We start from the raw sequence: 18,969 nt of genomic DNA on the forward strand, positions 1-18,969 counted from the left end.
TCGAAGGACGTCGATCTGCTCACCGCATCACACCCAGAACTTGACGGCCTCGAGCCAGCGCGTGTTCTCCACGGTCCCCCCGAAGATGTAGCCGGGGCGCGGCTGGGTGCAGTCCGCGCTGCCCCAGTCGTAGCCGTGGACCTTGGTTGTCCGGCAGACCTGTCCGCTGCCGATGTTGATGGCGAAGCCCGTCATGTAGGGGGCGCCCGACTTCGTACTGCCGATGTAGTTGTTCTTGCCGTCGGCGATGACGGCCGTCCAATCTGGTTTCCACTTGCCCTGGCCGCTGGTCGACTTGGCATCGTGGATGAAGGCGTTGGCGGCCGAGCCGGCTCCGCCGTACACCGCGATGTTGAGGGCTTGGATCGGATGGGTCCCGCTCGTCGTTCCGGCGAGCGTGCCGTCACACACGGGCTTCTGCCAGCCCTGCCCGGAGAGGTACGCGCGGTAGCAGATGTGCCGCCCGGACGGGTCGCTCCGGTGGAGCCGGTTCACCGCGGTGGCGGCGGTGTCCTGCGCGGGCTTCGCGGTCACGGTGGCCCGCGGTGGCTTCGCGGTCACAGTGACGGTGACCCCGCCCCCGCCCCCGGCTCCTACCCCTCTTCCGGCTGCTCCTTCGCTCTTCGGAGCCTTCACCCTCTTCGAGGCTTTCGGCTTGGCCGACGGTGAGGCGGCTGTCACGCTCGGCAGTGCGTGTACGGCCGAGGAGGTGGCCGATGGCGTGTCCTCGGCCAGAGGGGTCCCTGTCTCGGCGCTCGAACGGCCGGCTTGCTTCTGGCGCCCTCCGTCGTCGGGTGCGCTGCTGCCCAGGATCACCAATGGAACGACGACGAGGGCGGCCACACTCAAGGCCACCGGTCCGACGACCAGGGGTTTGTGGAGCAGACCGGGCGACTTGTACTCATCGTCCGACTGACGCGTTCCGTTCCTCGGGGCCGCCTTCGGAGCGAGGCGGACGACAGGCGAGGGTGGCGCGGTGGGCCGACGCTGCTGCTCACGCGGGTACGCCTCGACACCGACGCCGACGCCTTCGCCGCGACCCTCGTCGTCGTCTTCATGGTTGTCGGCGGAGTCGGCGTCGTCGAGATCGTCGGCTTCGGCTTCGTCCTCGTTGCCTTCGACTTCATCCTCGTCGGCTTCGCCAAGGCCGTATACCGCTACAGGTCCGAAGGGCGCCGCTCCTACCCCCTCTTCGGCGGATTCGGGCGGGACATCCTGCTGTTCCTGCGTCTCCTGCTGCTCCAGAAGGCTGCTCGAACCGTCCGGGGCGACCTCGACGAACGCCACGTATCCCGCGGAGGGATCGGAGATGGTCGCCGTCACGCCGACGCTCAGGTCACGTGCGTATCCCTGCAGTCTGTCGAGGATCGCGGTGTCGACCGACTCTCCGTCCGCGACCGGTACGGGTTCTCCGTCGATGGTGGCCGAGCCGTCTCCGGAGATGACCACCGCGTGGCGTGGCACCGGCCCGGACGGCTCCCCGGCGGATTCCGGCTTTCTGAGATCCAGCGGTTCTTCCGGCACTGCGTGCTGGTCCCCCTCGCGCGGCTCGTCCGTTTCTTCCTCTTCACCTCGGCTCATGACTCTTCCTTTCTGACGCGTCCCGGCTGAATGGCCCCGATCGGGAAAGGCGTGACGGTCCGGGTAGCGCAACGGGCCCCGGACCGGAACGGTTCAATTCCTCGGCCCACGGAACAGCGACGACCGGAACGAAAGGTGACATTCCACCAGGCGGCCTCCGCCGGTGGGCTGTTGAGTACAGTCCGGAGGATGAACGGCTACGAGACTTCCGTACGTTTCGCCGTCCTGGGGCCGGTCCGGGCCTGGCGCGGTGAACAGGAGCTGGACCTTGGTTCGCCACAGCAGCGGGCCGTACTGGCAGCGCTGCTGTTGCGGCGGGGACGCGCTGTCGCACTCGCCGAACTCCTCGACGCGGTCTGGGGCGAGGAGCAGCCCGCGGCTGCCGTGTCCGTGCTTCGGACCTACATATCGCGCCTGCGCAAGGCGATCGAGTCGGGGCGGAAGGCGGCCGGGACAGGGAGTGTAGTGGTGTCGGTCGGGGACGGGTACCTGATCCGGCTGCCGGAGGACGGCCTTGATCTCAGCGTGTTCGAGCAACGGGTCGCGGAGGCGAGGAAGCTGCGCGCCACTGGGGAACTGTCCGCCGCCGCCGAGCTGCTACGGGCGGCGCTCGACGCATGGCAGGGCGCGGCACTTGCCGGTCTCCCCGGTCCCCTGGCCGAGTCCGAAGGCTCCCGGCTGAGCGAGGCGCGACTGGTCGCGCTGGAGAGCTGGCTCGACATCGAAGTGGAACGCGGCCACCACAGCGACGTGGTCGCGGAACTGATCGCGTTGACCGGTCAGTACCCGCTGCGCGAGCAGCTGTGCCGACTGCTCATGCTGGCCCTCTACCGGTCCGGGAGGCAGGCCGAGGCGCTGGCGGCCTACCGCGCTACGCGGAGCACCCTGGTGGCCGAACTGGGCATTGAACCCGGTACGCCGTTGCAGAACCTGCACGACCGCATACTGGCGGCCGACGCGTCCCTCGACACCCTCCCGCCGGGACGGCCGGTGCCGCCGGACCCTCCGGTGCCGGCCGCCTCTCACACCGTCTTACACGCGGCCCGCCCGGCACAATTACCCGCCGATCTGCCTACGTTCGTCGGTCGGCACGCCGAACTCGAGCGAGCCCGTGCTCTGTTGTCCGAGCAGGACGGTCCCCCGGCCACCGTGGTGATCAGTGCGATCGGCGGCATGGCCGGCATCGGCAAGACCACCCTGGCCGTGCACTGGGCGCACGAGATGGCCGACCGCTTCCCCGACGGACAGCTCTACCTCAATCTGCGCGGCTTCGATCCGACCGGCTCCCTCGTGACGCCTGACGAGGCCATCCGTACCCTCCTCGACGCACTCGGCGTCCCGCCGATGCGGATTCCCGCCGGCCTCGACGCGCAGACGGCGCTCTATCGCAGCATGCTCGCCCAGCGGCGGATGCTGATCCTGCTCGACAACGCCCGCGACACCGACCAGGTCCGCCCCCTGCTGCCCGGCTCCTCCGGCAGCCTGGTCATCGTCACCAGCCGCAACCAGCTCACCGGCCTGGTCGCCGGCGAAGGGGCTCATCCGCTGCCCCTGGACCAGCTGACACCCGCCGAGGCACATGACCTCCTGACGCGCCGACTCGGCACCGACCGGCCGGCGGCGGAACCTCAGGCGACGGACGAGATCATCACCCGGTGCGCCCGGCTGCCGCTGGCGCTGGCCATCGTCGCCGCCCATGCCGTCGCCCACCCCGGCTTCCCGCTCAGTGCCATCGCCGGGCAACTGCGTGACAGTCACGGCAGCCTCGACGCCTTCGCCTCCGGCGACGACATCACCACCGATGTACGGGCCGTCTTCTCCTGGTCGTACAAAGCGGTGTCAGATCCCGCCGCGTGTCTGTTCCGCCTGCTGGGCCTGCACTCCGGACCTGACATCTCCGCACCCGCCGCGGCGGCCCTCGCCGGGCTCCCCCTGCGGGAGGTCCGGGCACTGCTCGTCGAACTCACCCGCGCCCAGCTGCTCACCGAACACTTCCCGGGCCGCTACACCCTGCACGACCTGCTGCGGGTCTACGCCGCCGAACGCGTCCACGCCGAGGAGGCGCCCCTGGAGCGGGAGCGAGCCGTGGGGCGGCTGCTCGCCTGGTATCTGCACACCGCTGACGCCGCCTACCCGCTCATCACTCCGCAGCGTCGCCGGATTCCCCTCGACCCGCTGCCGGCCCTGTGCAGGCCCCTGGAGTTCACGGCGCACGACCAGGCCCTGGACTGGTGCGAGACCGAGCGGGCCAACCTGGTCGCCGCGGTCCACCAGGCAGCCGGGTCCGGGTGGCCGGGTATCGCGTGGCGACTGCCTGCCGTGCTGTGGGGGTTCTTCTATCTTCGCAGCCATACGCACGACTGGGTCGACACCGCACGGGCGGGCCTGGCCGCCGCGCGTGCCGACGACGACCGCCGGGGCGAGGCGCAGGGTCTCGCGGACCTGGCCGCCGCGCTGCGCGGTTCAGGCCGTTCCGACGAGGCCATCGACCACTTCCGCCGGGCGATGGTCGCCTACCGAGAGCTCGGGGACACGGACGGCAGGGCGTCGGCCGTGACCAATCTGGGCGACGCCTATCTCCAGTGCGGCCAGCTCGGCAGGGCCGCGGAGTACATCCGCCGTGGACTGGCGGTCGAACGGATCATCGGCACTTCCTGGGGAGTGGGAATCTGCCTGTGCAATCTGGGCGACATCTACCAGCGGCAGGGCAGATTCGACGAGGCCGTCGGGTGCCTGGAGGAGGCATTGACCGTCCTGCGCGCCAGCGGCAACCCCTGGGTCGAAGGCGTCACCCTCGACATCCTCGGTACGGCCCACAGCCGCCTCCATCGCCACGACGAAGCCGTCGCGTACTACCACCAGGCCCTCAAGACGCACCGCGACGTCGGCAACCGGTGGGGAGAGGGCCACACCCTGGGCAACCTCGGTGACGTCCAACTGGCCGCCGGCGAGCCGGAGGCCGCCCGTGACAGCTGGCAACAGGCCCTGGCGATCTTCGTGGAGTTCGACCATCAGGACGCCGCCAAGATCCGCGAGCGCCTCGGCCGGCTGGCGGACGCTCCGCCGGACGCCGGGGCGCGGGCCGCGGAGTCGAAGCGCGTCGCCTGACCCGGGCCTCCGATCGGCCACGACCTGGCCGTGGCCCCAGGGGGGAGCGGGGACACGGCCAGGCTGCACCCGTACAACGGATGGAAGGCGAGAGCGGTTCAACCCCCGTTCAGCTCGCGTCGTGGTACACACGGCCGCTGGCATTGGCGGTCGTACCGTCGTAGAGGCCGGTCGGGCTGGTCTGTGTGGACAGCGTGAACCACGCGTAGCGCTCCACGAAGCTCAGACTGTCCAGCATCCGTGTCGACGACTTGATGAAGTCGGTCTGTTCCTGCTCGCTGGGATAGCGGGGAGTGCCCTGGGAGAAGTCGATCAGGCCGTACTCGGTCAGCCAGACCGGCTTGTGGTAGCGGTCCTGGACGGCTTGCAGATAGCCGCGCAGCTGGTTGGCTGCGTCCGGGCCGAAGTCGGAGCCGTACCAGTGCAGCGGGATGAAGTCGACGCGCAGGTTGCGGTCGGCGGCTCCCTTCATGAAGCGGTCCAGCCAGCTGCCGTCCAGGTTGGCGTCGGCGGCGACCGCGGGTGCGCCCAGGCGCAGACCGGTGGCTTCCAGCCGGGGCCACAGGTCGAGGGCCTGCTCGGGCGTCATGTTCGACTGCCGGCCGTTGTCGGGTTCGTTGAAGCCGAGCAGTTCCTTGGTGCCGCCCTGCGTCGCGGCGCTCAGTTCGGCGTCGGTGACGGAGCCGGGGCCCCAGATCATCGGGACGTAGTCGACGCCGTCCGGCTTGGTGACCGCGCCGGTGGAGGAGGCCCAGTTGAGGTACCAGGTGGCGCCCGAGGCGGCGAGCGCCTCGGAGGCACCGTCGACGGGGTTGAGGCTGACGCCCTTACGGATCGCGGCGGCAGTGGTGACGGGTGCGGGCTGGGCGGTGGCGGGGTCGGCCGGGGTGGTGGTGCCGGTTCCGAAGGCGACGGTCAGACCACTGCACTTGGTGCACTGGTACATGACCTTGTTGCCCGGCTCGGCGTCCTGCTTCGACCAGGCGTACGCCGTCGGGCACTTCTGGTTGATCATGTCGCTGTACGGGGTCTTCGCGTCCCGGTTCGGGTTGGTGCACACGAGCGGTTTGCCGGCCGGGTCCTTGGTCAGGTTGTCGGCCGGGCAGGCGGACAGCAGATCCTCGGCACAGCCCGCGACCGCGCACTCGCCGCTCGCGGGAGGCGTCACGTCGTTCGGTGTGATGGTGACGGGCGCGGCGACGGCGTCGACGTAGCTGACGTCGTACCAGGGTGCCGCGGAATCGGCCGGGTCGAAGTTGAACTCGGCCAGTCCGGTGGGCTGTTGGCCGAGGGAACAGTGGTCGGCATACGGTCCGCAGTCGCCCACGGCGCAGTGGAACGTGCTCCCTTCGTCACCGGTGCATCCCTGGCGGGCGAAGAAGGTGCCGCGCCAGTGCCCGGCGCCCTCGTGTTCGGGGACGCTGATCGTGGCGGACTGGCCCGGGTCCAGCGTCGGCAGCCCGGTGATCGCGGTCGAGCCGTCCGCGTTGACCTCGCTGCCGACCCAGATACGGCTGTCGGTGCGGTTCTGCAGGGTGATGGTGTGGTCGGCGGCGTCCGCGGCCGGTGTTCCGTCGATGTGCGTACCGATGCTGGACCGGTGGGCCTGGATGGCTACGGCGGTGCCGGAGACTCCGACGATGACGAGGATCAGGGCGAACAGGAATGATGTGTGTCTGCGCATTGAGCGTGCCTCTCCCTTGGCTTGCGCGGTGGGGTTGGAGGTGGGGGCGACGATCAGTTGTCGCCCCGGTCGGCACGACGGACGAGGGTGGGGAATGGTTCAACCCCCCTCGGATTGTCCTCACCGGCTCATCGGCCGTTTCGGCATGGGGTAGTTGATGCGCGGCGGCGGCGAAGCGGGTCCGGTGGCCTCGGGGCGCGAGGACGGAAATGGGTCGTTCTTCAGGAACGCCAGCCCTTCCGGGCTCACCAGGGATCTGTGCTCGGCGTCGGGCTGAGCACCTCTGGCGTCGTGGCTGGAATCCACCGGCCTCACGGAGCGCGAGATATCGGACGGCGCCTCGCTGTGCGATGTCTCGGGCCGTCCATGGTCCGCACCATAGGGATGATGTTCGGACATGCCACTCACCTGCGAATCCGCGCTGCTGACGGTGTCCCTCAGCTCTCTCTCATGATCACGCCACTGCGCTTCCGCGGTATTGGCGTCAAGGAGCGGCTCGCTGAAATCCTGGAAAGGGGTCAGCCGGCTCGGATCCGACGGCTTCGGCAGGTCAAGAGATTCCCTGTCGACCGACGTCCTCGACGCCATATCGTCCAGGGCGAAGGAATGAACGTCAGACATGTCATCCGCTCTCACGGCAGGACTGTGCGGCGAAGGCGCCACCGTCATGTCTCGGAGAATCCCGTCCATCTCCGGTTCGAAGCGGCTGCCGTTCTGCGACTGGCTCTGCGCGAGGTCCAACATGAATTGTCGACCGCCGTCGGCCCTGGTCACGGGTCTCCCGATAAACGGTGTTTCCGTCATTTCGGGGGCCGCCAGGTCAAGGGGAGCATCGTGGTGCGTCGAGGAACCCGGTGTCCGCATCGGGCCTTCCCGGTTTCGCCGGGTCTCCGCAACCCATTGTTCGTCGAGGTCCGCGGTGCGGAGCGCGTGGGCAAGCTCGGATCGTTCCTCGGCGTCGAACGCCGCGGCCTGGGCGGGTGCGGATGCCCGTGACTCCTCGAACACCCTTTCCGCCGCACTCTCATAGAGGGCCGCGACGACCGGCATGCTGCGGGGGTTCTCCCTGAGCGCCGTCGACATCTTCCGGGACCTGCCCACCTCGCGCAGGAGCGTTTCCTCGAAGGCCGCGCGCTCGGTGACCGGAAGCCGGCTGATCCGCCCTCGGATGTCCTCCATCTCGGCGAGCAGTTCCCGCTGCCTCTCCGTGAGCACCGACCCCGGTTCGGGCGGCGTCCCCGGGGCCCGCTCGCCCACGCCCTGTCCGTACGGGGCCTGGCCTGCCGATTCGGATTCCCGACCACCGACGGGCGCGTCTTCGCCACCTGGCTCCGATCGTCTCCTGAACAGACGTCGCAGGCTCTGCCACAACCCCGTCAGAAGATCCGGTTCCGGCGGCGGAGGCGGCGCGTAGTAGTGGCGCAGCCCGTACTGGGCGCTGAGCAGGTCTCGCGCCAGCTTGGTGTGAGACGCCGGCTTGGTCAGCCGATTCCCGCCCCGGGAAGCCGCATTGTCGAGTGCCACGTTGCCCCTCATTCGAGTCGGAGGTGCTGCGCCGAGGCACAACGGACCGCAGGGGGCAGTGGTTCAATGCCCGGCGCTCGACCACCGGGCCACGCACCGCGATCAGGAAGCCGGCCGGTGCGGCTCGAACCCCGGCGGCAACGGCAACAGGAAAACAGGCGGCTCGGATCGGACGGGCTGCTGGGCACCGGCGTCCGGTCCGGGCGGAGTCCGGCGGGAGGAATTCCCGGACGTCCCGGTCCCGGGCTGCCGTCGCTTCAAGAGCCCCGCCGGTCCGAGCCTCCGGGCGCCTGTGGCCGCCCGATCGCGCTCCTCGTATCCCACCGCGCTGTCGGATCCACCAAGTACGTCATCCTCGTACGCCATGTCGCTGCCCCTCGCGTCGAGGGGGCCGCGCGGGCCGCGCTCGGTGTTCGAGGCACACAACGGGTCGCGGGCCGCCCGGGGTTCACCACCTGAACCGCTCACCTCCCTCTGACCGTTGCTCTGTCCGCCCCCTTCGAAAGGACGACGACATGTCTGAGCCGACCACGGCCGCCGAGAAGCCGACGAGCCCCGCGGCGGAGACGAAGGCGGAGTTCATCCTCTATCTGGAGGGCTCCGAATACGACGACGCATTGCAAGGACTGGTCGACTGGGTACGGTACTTGCTCCTGCCGGTGTACGGCAGGGAGACCACTTCGTCCTCCCCCTGGTGCCCTCGCTGGTGGGAACACCCCGAAGCGGTGGCACAGTTGCACGCCCTGTGGATGTCCTGGCAGCACCTGACGGGCCCCGGTTCCGCGCTCAGCGGCCCGCTCAACTGGCATCGCGACTGCCTGGGCCACGTGATGGCCTCGCTACGCGACCCTTCCGGTCCGTTCGCCGGTTGCAAGAAGGGCAGCCATCGGGCCAAGGAGGTCCCGACGGCGGACGATTACAGCTTCTGACGTCGACGTCGAGGCCCTCGCCAAGATCTCCTCTGAGGTTGTTGAACCCTTCTCCCCTCCGTCCCGTTGAGTTCTCGCCGAAGCACGAACAATTCCGGTTCACACACCGGGAATTCCGGAGGTACGCACCATGGGTGAAAAGCCTGATGGAAGCTGGCAGGGAGAAGGCACCGAGGTATCTCTGAGCCTGAACCCCCAACAGAACGCCGCGGTAAAAGCGTTTCACCAGGCCGGGGTGGATCGTCGGCCGGCCTACGACACGATGATGCGCAGCGTCGCCGCCGCCAACGCGCATCTCGGCATGGTGCTCGTGGGAGACACGGGACAGGGCGACATCGAGCACTCCCTCAAGGGTCTGGACTCCCTGCGGCGAAAGGTCGCGAGTCAGCTCCCCGACTATGAGGGCGTAGTCGAAGATGTCCTCGCCGACGTCAAGGACCTGCACCGCTACTCGTCGGCCACCGAGCCCGCGAACTACACGGAGGCGGCCGAGGGCGCCGTCCGCCATCTGACCGACCAGAACGCCGAGTTCATCAAGTTCAACCACACCTGGCGCCACCCCGTCTACAAGGGCAGCAACGCCGTGATCAAGCCGTCCGTACCGGTCGCCGCCACGGACCCGGAGGTGCGCGCCTTCCAGAACGACAGCCTCGTTCGGGACACCGCGAACACGATCTCGGCGCGTGAGCAGGACCCCACCGACGTCGCGCCCCCCGTCCCGGTGACGACCCTTGAGGTGCAGCCCAACGGGCTCGGCGCCCCCTGCGAGTTCCAGATGCACACTCCGGGCAACCTCAAGGTCAAGGACAAGCTGCATCTGCCCTACGAACTTCAGCGCTCAGGCATGCTGGAGAAGAAGTTCGGTGCCGAGGCGAAGGAATACGTGCGAGCGACCGACTACGTGATGGCCTCGATGTATCAGGGCCGCACCGACGTCGTACCGGACCACCTGGATCGCCTGGACACGCTGACGCGGTCGTTGCCGGTCGGCAAGGTGGTGGACGGTCCCGCGTCCATTCCGGAGCCGAAGCCGCAAGCCCTGGCCCAGGTGCAGAGGATTCTGTACGCCATGGAGACCCTCCAGCGCCAGCAGCCTCTGCAGCGGAGGAACAGCAACCAGTCGCTCTACGAGCAGGCGATCGAGGCGGCGAACAGGCCCGCGGTCACTCGCTCGAACAGCGCGCCGGGTGACATCCCCGTGCATACACCCCCGGCCGTGTCCTCCAGCCACCACGCCGCGGCGCCGGGCCCGGCGCCTGTGGGGCGTTGACAGAACCGCCTCGGAGCAGGTGAAGAAGGGAGGAGCCGGATGTCATACACCTATTGGGCCCACGAGATGGACATGCAGGAACTGGGCACCGCCACCAGCCTGTGGCGGCACTCCGACGCCGCGAGCTGGGAGTTCCGGTCCCTGATGGACGGCAAGTGGCATCAGCACCGTTTCGACGGGGGGCCGAGCGCACCCGACCCGAGCGAGGTGCGCCAACTGACGGAGCAACAGGCCAAGGACATGGTCAGGAACGCTCCGCAGGAGATGTACGTGTACACCCAACGCCTGATCGGCGACTCGCAGAAGCCCGGGGCTGTGTCGCGGCGCGTAGCCAGCCCGGAAAGCTTCCAGGATCAGGTGTTCTCGGTCGAAGGCAATGGGGGCAAATGGAAGCCCACCACGAGCATCGCCGAATTCACCAACACGTACAGCGACGACCGGCCCAAGCACAGACTGATCAGTCATGAGGCCGCCCGACGTCATGTCGGGAGCAGAGGGCCCGAGGCGCTCAAGGAGTTCGACCGGCCGTTCAACCAGGACACCGCGGTGACCCAGAAGCGCGCGGCCATGGCGAAGGCGGGGAAGTTCCAGTCGTCTCTCGGCACCTTGACAGAGGCCGGCGAGAAGCCCAGTCCCCCGGCGTCGCCCCACTTGACCTCCCATCCGAAAGTAGTGGTGAAGTAGTCACGATTCCGGAGGCGGTCCTCGATCACGGGCACTGACCGACGGTCCGCACCACAGCCAGAGCGCCCTGTCCACCACCCAGGTGTGCAGGGCGCTCTGGCGTGCTTGTGGAACGTGGTGACATGGAGACGCCGTTCCCCTCGCAGGCTTGCGAAGGGAACGGCGAGCTGCCCTCGATGTTCACGCGTCCGGCCGCACCACCCCCAATATCTGCATCGAGGCCGCCGGCGACTCATACACGTACCGCCCCGGCCGCGGCGCCGAGATGATGTTCCCGCCCCCGACATAGATCGCCACATGGCTCGCGTCGGAGAAGTAGATGATCAGGTCTCCGGGTCGCATGTCGTCGATGGGGACGTGCTTCAGCTGGGCCCACTGCACTTCCGATGTGCGGGGGATCGTGACGCCGGCCGCCAGCCACGCCTGGCTCGTGAGGCCGGAACAGTCGAAGGAGTCGGGCCCCTCGGCGCCCCAGACGTAGGGCTTGCCGATCTGCTTGACGGCGAAGGCGATGGCTTTCTGGCCGGCGGTCGTCGCGTCGGTGCCGACCTTCTTGAGAATGCCCGTGCTCTCCCACTTCGCCTGGGCCTGGTCGGACTCCCTCTTCTCCAGGTCGGCGAGGCGGGCCCGCTCCTTCGCCGCCAGGGAGGACTCCAGCGCCTTCGCCTCGGCGATGTGGTGCTCGATCGTCCTGCGCTGCGTCGCCATCGCCCGGCGGCTCGCCCGCAACCGCTCCAGTTCCGCAGCCGCCTCTTGTGTACGGGTGCGCAGGGCCGACTTCGTCGTCTTCAGGCCGGTCAGCAGGTTCTGTGTGTTCTGCTGGGCCTGGAGCGCCAACCCCGCGTTGTCCAGGGCCCGACCGGGGTCGTCGGCCAACGCGAACTGGAGCTCGGCGGGCACGCCCCCGCCGCGGTACTGGGCCCTGGCCGTCGCTCCGGCAAGGGAGTTGAGGCGAGCCAGTTTCGCCTCGGCCGTGCGGATCTGGGAGTTGAGTGAACCGACACGCCTCTTCTGTGCCTTCACCTTGCCGTCGGCCGCGTTGTACTTGTCGGTCGCCACCTCCGCCTGGTGGTACAGGCTCTCCAGTTTGTTCTGTACCTCGGTGAGGGTCTGAGGGTCGGCGCGGGCGCCCTGTTGGCTCGCCGCCGTCAGGGCGCAGGCCAGGGCGACGGCTGTCGCCGCCCGGTAGCCGTGTGTGCGCAGGGGCCGTCTCATCTGGGCCGAAGCTCCCTTCGTACGCATTGGTGAGGATGCGTACGCACAACGGGCGCCACCCGTACGGCGGTTCAGTGAAGAGGTGACGGTGTGAACCGGTGGCGGGGTGAGGACGTGAACCCGTGGCGCGCGGGAGACGTTGTGCGCGAAGAGGTAGGACGGCCGGTGAAGGAGACCGTATGGACGCCAAGTTGCTGCTGCTCGCCCTGTGCACGGGGGCGGGTCTCGGGTTTCTCCTTCTTGCCGTACGGCAGTTGTCGGCCGTGGCGCGGTTGTGGGTGCGGGGAGTGCTCGTGACGGGCACCGTGATCCCGCGTGTCTCCGGTGATCGGCGGCGGACCGGGCTCGTGATGTTCACCGACCATTTGGGGCGGCCCGTCGTCGTCGACGCGGGCGCGTACGGGCCGCTGCGCGGACTGCCGCAGGTCGGCGGGACGGTGCCCGTGTGTTATCCGCGCAACCGGCCCACGGCGGCCCGGCTCTGGACACCCCGGTATCTGCTTTTGCCGGCGTTCGGGTGGTTCCTGACGTCGACCGTGGTGTTCGTGTGCGGAACCCGGCTGACGCGGTGAGCGCACGCGAGGTGGCGGTCGGTTCCCGGCGGGTCCAGGACGTCGATGTGCTGCGCGGATTCGCCCTGTTCGGCATCCTGCTCGTCAACGCCCAGCTGATGGCGAGTCCTTACACCGCGTTCGGCGGTGGTCCTCATGCCTCCGGCGTCGACCGGGCCGCCGCCTGGGCGGTGACTGCGACCACCACCCTCTATCAGCTGTTCTCGTTCCTCTTCGGCTACAGCTTCGTCCTCCAGGAGCGCTCCGCGGGGCAGTCGGGCAGCGGGTCCGCCGGACGCCATCTCCGGCGTACGGCCGGACTGTTCGGCCTCGGGTTCGTGCACGCGGTGCTGCTCTACAGCGGCGACATCCTGATGACGTACGCCGCGCTGGGGCTGGTCCTGTACGGCCTGCGCGGGCTGAGTCCGCGGGCCGCGCTGCGGGTCGCGGTCTGTCTGGTGGTGGGCCTCGCGCTGCTGCTGCTCGGGTACGGGTTGCTGACCGTTGCCTTCACGCTGCCGGTCACCCCGGGGCAGTACGCCCCCGAGGTCGCGCACAGTGTGGCCGCGTATCGCGGCGGTTTCCTGTCGGTGGTCGGGGCACGTCTGCGCGAGCTGCCGACGGCCATGGGCGCGAACGTGCTGTACACCCCCGACATGCTGGCCGCGTTCCTGGCAGGCCTCGCGGCGGCCAAGGTGAGCCTGGTGGAGCGGCGCGGCCGGGACCGGAAGTGGCTCAAGGATGTCGTCGTCAGGTGGCTGCCGGTCGGCCTGGCCGGCGGTGTGGTGACGGCGTGCTGTGCGAACGGACCGCTGGACAGCCGCTGGTTCCTGGTCGGACACGCGGTGTCGCTGCTGACCGCGCCCGCGCTCACGGCGTCGTACGCCTGCGGCCTGCTCCTGCTGCTGACCGCTGTGCGCCCGGCGGCGGCGCGTGTGCTGGCCGCCTCCGGGCGCATGGCCCTCACGCAGTACCTCTCCCAGTCACTGGTCCTCGCGCTCGTCTTCACCGGCTACGGCTTCGGTCTCTACGATCGGGTCGGCACCGCCGTCGTCCTCGCCTGCTGTCCGCTGCTGTACGGCGCCCAACTCGCCCTGGGCGTATGGCTCATGGGGCGCATGCGGTACGCGCCGGCCGAGCTGGTGCTGCGGGCCGTCACGCTCGGGCGGCGTCCCGGTAACTCTCCGACTCCATGGCGTTCCCCTTCTCGAGGGTCAGGCCCGGACCCGGCAGCAGACGAGCCGCTGCGCGTTCCGTGATGGCCGCCGTCTCCGCCTTAGCGGCCGCCGAGATCTCTGCGGCCCCGGGCTCCTTGTACCAGGGGCGCAGCCGGATGAGGGCCGGCTTGACGCCGGTGGCGAGGAGCAGGGCGGTGCCCTTGGGAAGGGCGCGGATCCTGTCGGGCGGCAGGACGGACTCCTGGCGGTAGGAGTAGGAGCGTGACGTGCCGTCCTTGCTGCGGGAGATGCTCGGGGTCTTCACGTCGTGCTGGCCGACCAGGGTGGAGATCTTCTGCACGAAGTCGGCGTCGTCCAGACCGGCGCCGAGGAGTTTGACGGTCGCCGCGCTCCACAGCGCGTCCATACCGACGTCGCCCCACACGCGGGCACCCTGGCGGTAACTCTGCAGCAGGGTCACGACGTTGATGCCGCGCGAGCCGAAGTGGGAGTACAGGTCGGGGAGATCGGAGATACGGCATACGTTGGCCGCCTCGTCGAGGACCGCGGTCAGCGGCGGGTCGAGCCGGCCGCCCATCCGCTCGGCGGCCACGACACCCGCCCGCATCGTCGCGTCGGCGAGACCCGCGATGACGCCGGCCGCCGAACCACCGCCGTCCTTGGACAGCAGGTAGAGGGTGTCGGTGCCCAGGACGTGCTCGTTCGGGCGGAACTCCGGGAGTTCGGGATCGGGTGTGACCCAGGCGAGGATCTCCGGGTCGAGGAGGCAGGACGCGGTCTGGCGGGCGGTCTCGTAGATGCCGTCCCGGGTCTCCACCGCGCCACGCACCGTGCCCTGCAACTGCTCGGCCATCGCGACCAGTCCGACCTCGCGGAGCAGGTCGATCGGGGTGCGGTCGGCGGGGTCGGCGAGCCAGGCCAGCAGCTCGGACAGCGGGGCCCGGCCGCGGGCGGCCGCCAGGAAGAGCGCGGTCAGGGTGTTCTGGGCGGCCGAGATCCAGAAGTCCTTCTTCGCGGTGTCGTCGTTGACGGACGCCACGAAGTGACCGGCCATCCGGCGGGCGCCCTCGATGCTGTGGCACTCGCCGAGGATGTTCCACCACATGGCGCGTGGGGCGTGGGCGATGCCCTGCGGGTCGAACGTCCATACCGTGCCGGCCTTTTCGCGCTGGGCGCGGGTGACGGCGTACACGTCGGACTTGTTGGAGGTCAGCAGGACCGCGCCTTGGGCTCGCAGCACCCGGGGTACGGCGATGCCGGTGGACTTGCCGGCACGCGGCGCCATCAGGTCGAGTTCCACGTCTTCGTAACTGCTGCGCAGTTCGGGGCCCTTGGGGTCGAGGTCGCCGAGGAGGTTGCCGGTCTCGTCGGGGTGGAGCTCGTCGCGGCCCTTGAGGGTGGGGCGCAGTTCGCGCGCGCGGGCTTCGATGCCCTTGGGGCACATGGCGGCGAGTTCACGCTTCCCCGCGAGGCCCTTGGGCGCCTTGCCGCGGTCCATGAAGAAGGTGACGGCGAGGGCGGCGGGCACGGCGAAGAGCGCCAGCATGCCGAGCATGCCCACGTAGAGCACGGCGACCGGGGCACCCGGCCACAGCGCGGTCGGCCCGTCGGAGACCAGGGTGGAGACGGTCGACATGGCGAACGGCGGGGCGTCCCATCCGACGCCGGAGAGACCGGCGCCGAAGGTGCCGCCGGCCCACACGACGGTGAAGGCGAGGACGCCGAAGCCGGCCAGCGCGGCGATGGCCCACTGCATCTGGTCGCCGAGGTCGGTGCTGCGGGGTCCGCTCACGCCGTCCACCCCCTGGCCGAGGCCTCCACGACGGGGATGCCCGGGTCGCCGGGGAGCGCGAGGGGGGCCGACTCGCCCGGGAAGGCCAATGGCAGCGGCCCCTCCTGGGAGAGCCGTGCGACCTCCAGGGCGGTGCGGGCGGCGGCCTGCTCGATGGCCGCCTCGTTGGTCGTCCAGCGGGTGTTGGTGTTGTGCAGCTCGCGCTCGGCGTCGGTGATGGCGACCTTGATCGGGATGCCGGGGCGGCCACCGACCTTGATGAGGAAGCGCCCACGGCCCGGGGGTTCCTCGTCCTCGCCCCGCACGCCCCAGCCGGGCGGCGAGGACCAGGACGACACGAGTTCGATCTCGCGGCGGGAGAGTCCGACGACCTTGCCGAGGTCCTCCATCTCGGTCTTCGGCAGTCCGGCGCAGACGACCATGCCGGCGCGCTCGACGAAGCCGCGCGCCTTGGCACGGTCGGCGTCGGTGCCGAGGGCCTCGGCGTCCTTGAGGGTGTGGGTGATCTTGGCGTCGCCGAGGCCGAGGGAGCGGTTGAGACGGGTGAGCGCGTCGATGCGGTCGACGATGCCGGAGGCCGCGCGCAGCGGGCGCCACAGTTCGTCGAGGACGGTGAAGAACCAGCGCCGCGGCGCCAGTCCGGCGTCCGCGAGGGCATGGGAGGCGGCGACCGTGCCGAGGCCGTCGGACCAGGCGGCGAGCATCGCGGCGGCGGTGAGCTGGGTGTCGGCCTCCCCGATGCCGGAGATGTCGATGCACACGGCGGGTGCGTTCGCGTCGATGCGGGTGGACGTCTCGGAGGCGAAGGTGTCGCCGAGCGGGCCGTCGAGGATGCCGAGCAGGGAGCGGTGCAGCGGGTCCACGGCGTCCCGGTAGCGGGTGTCGTCGCCGCGGTCGAGGGTGACCGCGCGGACCCGGTCGGGGCCCTCGGTGAGGACCCGCAGCACGTCGGGCAGCAGCACCGTGCGGCCGGGCGGGGTGCGTTCGCGCAGGTGGTGCAGGACGGCGGAGAGCACGGACTGCTCGTGGTCGTCCATGGGCCGGCCGCGCACGATGGTGATGAGGGCGGCGACCATGTTCAGTACCCGGCCGTGGGCTTCCGCCTTCAGCACCTCGCCGGCCTCGCCGCCGATCTTCGCGGCGGCCTCCCCCATGGCGCCCGGGTCCAGGACGTTGATGCCGCCCCGGCCGCGGCCGATGGAGATGACCTGGCCGCCCAGGGCGCGGACGGTGTCGGCGTAGTCGGGCTTGAGGTCGCCGAGGACCAGCGGGACGACACCGGTCGCGGCGAGCCCGATCAGCATCCGGTTGATGAGGGTCGACTTGCCCAGGCCCGGCATACCGAGCATGAACAGGGAGGGGTTGGAGATGTAGCGGGCCCGGGTGAACCAGTTCAGCGGGTCGCCGCAGACCGTGGCACCGGTGGTCAGATGCTGCCCGAGCGGCACTCCGGTCATGGGCGAGCCCGAACCGGCGGCAAAGGGCCACATACCGCAGGCCTGCACCGTGGTGGCACGCCACATGGTGGGCGGGTCCATGTAACCGACTCGGCCACCGCCGGCCCCCTGCCAGCCGCGGGCCGGGATGTACAGCTCCCGGGGCTTGGCGGGGCCCTTCTCCTTGCCGCCACGCTTGGCGTCGGACGCGGCCTTGGCCTTCGCGGGCTTCTTCGCGGCGGCCCCGGCGCCGTATCCGTCCAGGCCGACCAGTCCTGATCCGCCTGCGGCCAGGTCCCGGAGCGACTCCTCCTCGGCCAGCCGGTCCGCGCGCTCGGCCAGCTTCTCTTCGCTTCGGCGGCTCACAGCGCCTCCTGCAGTTCGTGCGGGACGAGGGTCTGTTCCCACGGAAGGATTCCGGCGGGCAGGGTGCAGCTGAACGCGGCTGCCTGCATCCGGTCGGCGGGGCGCATCAGCACCCGGGACGCCGCGGTCAGGTTGCGTACGGTGACGCTGGCGTCGGCGAGTTCCTCCAGGTTGTCGACGGTGACCGTCAGCATCAGGGAGAACTCCACGAGTCCGGCGCCGGACGCTTCCTCGGCGGCGGTCTGTTCGGCCGCACGCACCTCGGAGGCCGCGCGTGCCTGGACCATGCCCTTGCCGGACGTGGCCATGAACTGGGCGCTGCGCCGGTCGGCCTCGACGATACGGGCCGAGGTGGCGGGATCGATGGCCCGGTAGACCAGGGCGACCCGCTTGCGCCGGGTGCCGGGGGCGGCCTCCAGCATGCCGCGCAGCACCGAGGAGCGGACGGTGCCGCGGGGTGCCAGGGTCAGCATCCAGGTGCGGGAGACACCCGAGTCGTGCTGGTAGGCGTTCACCGTCTCCACGGCGGCGGCGGGACCGGCGTCGTCCCACTCCAGGCCCGTTCCGCCTTCCATGGCACGGGCGTTGAGGACGTCGGCGGCGACGGCGGGGTCGTAGGCGACCCGGACCACCTCGGCGATCCGCTCGGCCGACAGCGGGTAGGCGGCGCCGCCGCCGGCCGCGACGAGCCCGCTGAGCAGGCCGGGGATACGGATGGCCAGTTCGGTCATCACGTCCTCCTTCTTGCGCTTCTGGCCCGCCGGGTTGCCGTAGGTGAGGGTGACGTAGGTGTGCATCTCGGAGGAGGCGCTCGGGTAGCGGTCGACGACCTCCTCCATCACGGCGCGGGCCGCGGCCGGTGCGTCGGGGTGGATGCGGGGCAGCACCTCGTGGGCGAGCCGGGTGCCGGGGTCGGGGGCGGTCTCCACGATCACGGTGGCGCCCTTCAGTCCCGGTTCGTGGGAGAGCCGGGCCAGCCACTCGCCCCACAGCGCGACCCAGACGTCGACCTGGTCCGGATCGATCAGCGAACCACCGTCGGGGTCGCAGCCCAGGACGATCGTGTACAGGTCGCGCTGCGGGTGGTGCAGGATCCCGAAGGGCCGGTCGTAGGCGTCACGGCCCTCGCTCGCGGTGACCTTGTTGAGCAGCCCCGGCGGGCGGAACCGGCCGCCCGGCCGCGCGGACAGCGGGCCCGAGACGTAGAGGTGCGCGCCCGCGGCCTTCCGGCGCCACCAGCCGACGCGCAGGGCGAAGAGCTGGTAGACGTTGCGGCCGTCCTGGGTGCGGATGGCGAGCGGGATGAGGAACAGGACGACCGGCACGAACACGATGATCGCCGCGTACAGCGAGATCAGTGACGCCAGCAGGGTGGCGACGAGGCCACCGAAGATCACGAAGGTGCCGAGGAGTCCGAGCGGTCCGAGCCCCGCGCGCCTCGGCCTGCGCCAGTTCCCGTAGGTCGGATGGGAGACGGCTTCCGTGGACATGTGACCGGTTTCCTCTCGTGAAGTGACGCTGGTACGACGTGGGTTGAGGCCGATGGGGAGCCGCCGGACGCCCTGGGGGGAGGGCGCCCGGCGGCCGTTCGTCAGGGGAGGCGACGCCGGGAGGAGGTACGGGCGTACCGCCTGGGTGTCGTGGACTCCCC

The 18,969-nt window shown here is 69.9% G+C and carries 13 protein-coding genes; 6 read left to right on the plus strand and 7 right to left on the minus strand.

Annotated elements, in window-relative coordinates; translation table 11 throughout:
- Window positions 1-27: 27 nt before the first annotated feature.
- A complete protein-coding gene (locus tag ACZ48Z_RS12310) occupies window positions 28-1,581 on the minus strand; it encodes a hypothetical protein (RefSeq protein WP_468735755.1) in 1,554 nt (517 codons plus the stop codon).
- Window positions 1,582-1,770: 189 nt separating this feature from the next.
- Here ACZ48Z_RS12310 and ACZ48Z_RS12315 point away from each other — a divergent pair, with 189 nt between their 5' ends.
- Complete coding sequence (locus ACZ48Z_RS12315; RefSeq protein WP_468735756.1) at window positions 1,771-4,689, plus strand: AfsR/SARP family transcriptional regulator; 2,919 nt, start codon at window positions 1,771-1,773, stop codon at window positions 4,687-4,689.
- 109 nt (window positions 4,690-4,798) lie between these two features.
- Here ACZ48Z_RS12315 and ACZ48Z_RS12320 read toward each other — a convergent pair whose 3' ends face one another.
- Window positions 4,799-6,373 (minus strand): glycosyl hydrolase, encoded by a 1,575-nt coding sequence (locus ACZ48Z_RS12320; RefSeq protein ID WP_468735757.1) that lies wholly within the window; start codon window positions 6,371-6,373, stop codon window positions 4,799-4,801.
- 120 nt (window positions 6,374-6,493) lie between these two features.
- Entirely contained in the window at window positions 6,494-7,897 is a 1,404-nt protein-coding gene (locus ACZ48Z_RS12325) for a hypothetical protein (RefSeq protein WP_468735758.1), read from the minus strand.
- A gap of 515 nt (window positions 7,898-8,412) precedes the next feature.
- Between ACZ48Z_RS12325 and ACZ48Z_RS12330 the strand changes: the two genes are divergently transcribed.
- The 3 genes from ACZ48Z_RS12330 (at window position 8,413) to ACZ48Z_RS12340 (ending at window position 10,780) form a co-directional block, all read left to right on the plus strand.
- Window positions 8,413-8,826 (plus strand): DUF4913 domain-containing protein, encoded by a 414-nt coding sequence (locus ACZ48Z_RS12330; protein ID WP_468735759.1) that lies wholly within the window; start codon window positions 8,413-8,415, stop codon window positions 8,824-8,826.
- A gap of 235 nt (window positions 8,827-9,061) precedes the next feature.
- Window positions 9,062-10,096, plus strand: coding sequence for a hypothetical protein (locus ACZ48Z_RS12335; protein ID WP_468735760.1), 1,035 nt, complete (start codon window positions 9,062-9,064; stop codon window positions 10,094-10,096).
- Window positions 10,097-10,135: 39 nt separating this feature from the next.
- Window positions 10,136-10,780: a hypothetical protein gene (locus tag ACZ48Z_RS12340; protein ID WP_468735761.1), complete on the plus strand. Its 645-nt coding sequence runs from the start codon at window positions 10,136-10,138 to the stop codon at window positions 10,778-10,780.
- A 180-nt stretch (window positions 10,781-10,960) separates the two neighbouring features.
- Here the strand turns inward: ACZ48Z_RS12340 and ACZ48Z_RS12345 are convergent, their stop codons facing one another.
- Window positions 10,961-11,995 carry a C40 family peptidase gene (locus tag ACZ48Z_RS12345; protein WP_468735762.1) on the minus strand — a complete coding sequence of 345 codons (1,035 nt, stop codon included), beginning with the start codon at window positions 11,993-11,995 and terminating at the stop codon, window positions 10,961-10,963.
- A gap of 179 nt (window positions 11,996-12,174) precedes the next feature.
- On the opposite strand from ACZ48Z_RS12345, the gene ACZ48Z_RS12350 reads away from it, so the two are divergent.
- Together ACZ48Z_RS12350 and ACZ48Z_RS12355 are read left to right on the plus strand one after the other, a co-directional pair.
- Complete coding sequence (locus tag ACZ48Z_RS12350; protein ID WP_468735763.1) at window positions 12,175-12,567, plus strand: DUF3592 domain-containing protein; 393 nt, start codon at window positions 12,175-12,177, stop codon at window positions 12,565-12,567.
- Window positions 12,564-13,805: a DUF418 domain-containing protein gene (locus ACZ48Z_RS12355; RefSeq protein ID WP_468735764.1), complete on the plus strand. Its 1,242-nt coding sequence runs from the start codon at window positions 12,564-12,566 to the stop codon at window positions 13,803-13,805. The genes ACZ48Z_RS12350 and ACZ48Z_RS12355 overlap by 4 nt, the downstream gene beginning before the upstream one ends.
- On the opposite strand, the gene ACZ48Z_RS12360 is transcribed toward ACZ48Z_RS12355, so the two are convergent.
- The 3 genes from ACZ48Z_RS12360 to ACZ48Z_RS12370 are packed head-to-tail and all read right to left on the minus strand — an operon-like array spanning window position 13,702 to window position 18,808.
- Window positions 13,702-15,525, minus strand: coding sequence for a type IV secretory system conjugative DNA transfer family protein (locus ACZ48Z_RS12360; protein ID WP_468735765.1), 1,824 nt, complete (start codon window positions 15,523-15,525; stop codon window positions 13,702-13,704). The two genes, ACZ48Z_RS12355 and ACZ48Z_RS12360, sit on opposite strands and share 104 nt — an antisense overlap.
- The gene (locus ACZ48Z_RS12365) at window positions 15,513-17,318 is read right to left on the minus strand and encodes an ATP/GTP-binding protein (RefSeq protein WP_468735766.1); all 1,806 of its coding nucleotides are present in this window, start codon (window positions 17,316-17,318) and stop codon (window positions 15,513-15,515) included. The genes ACZ48Z_RS12360 and ACZ48Z_RS12365 overlap by 13 nt, the downstream gene beginning before the upstream one ends.
- Window positions 17,315-18,808: an SCO6880 family protein gene (locus tag ACZ48Z_RS12370; protein WP_468735767.1), complete on the minus strand. Its 1,494-nt coding sequence runs from the start codon at window positions 18,806-18,808 to the stop codon at window positions 17,315-17,317. The genes ACZ48Z_RS12365 and ACZ48Z_RS12370 overlap by 4 nt, the downstream gene beginning before the upstream one ends.
- Window positions 18,809-18,969 lie beyond the last annotated feature (161 nt).

The organism is Streptomyces sp. NPDC031225, from assembly GCF_055570355.1.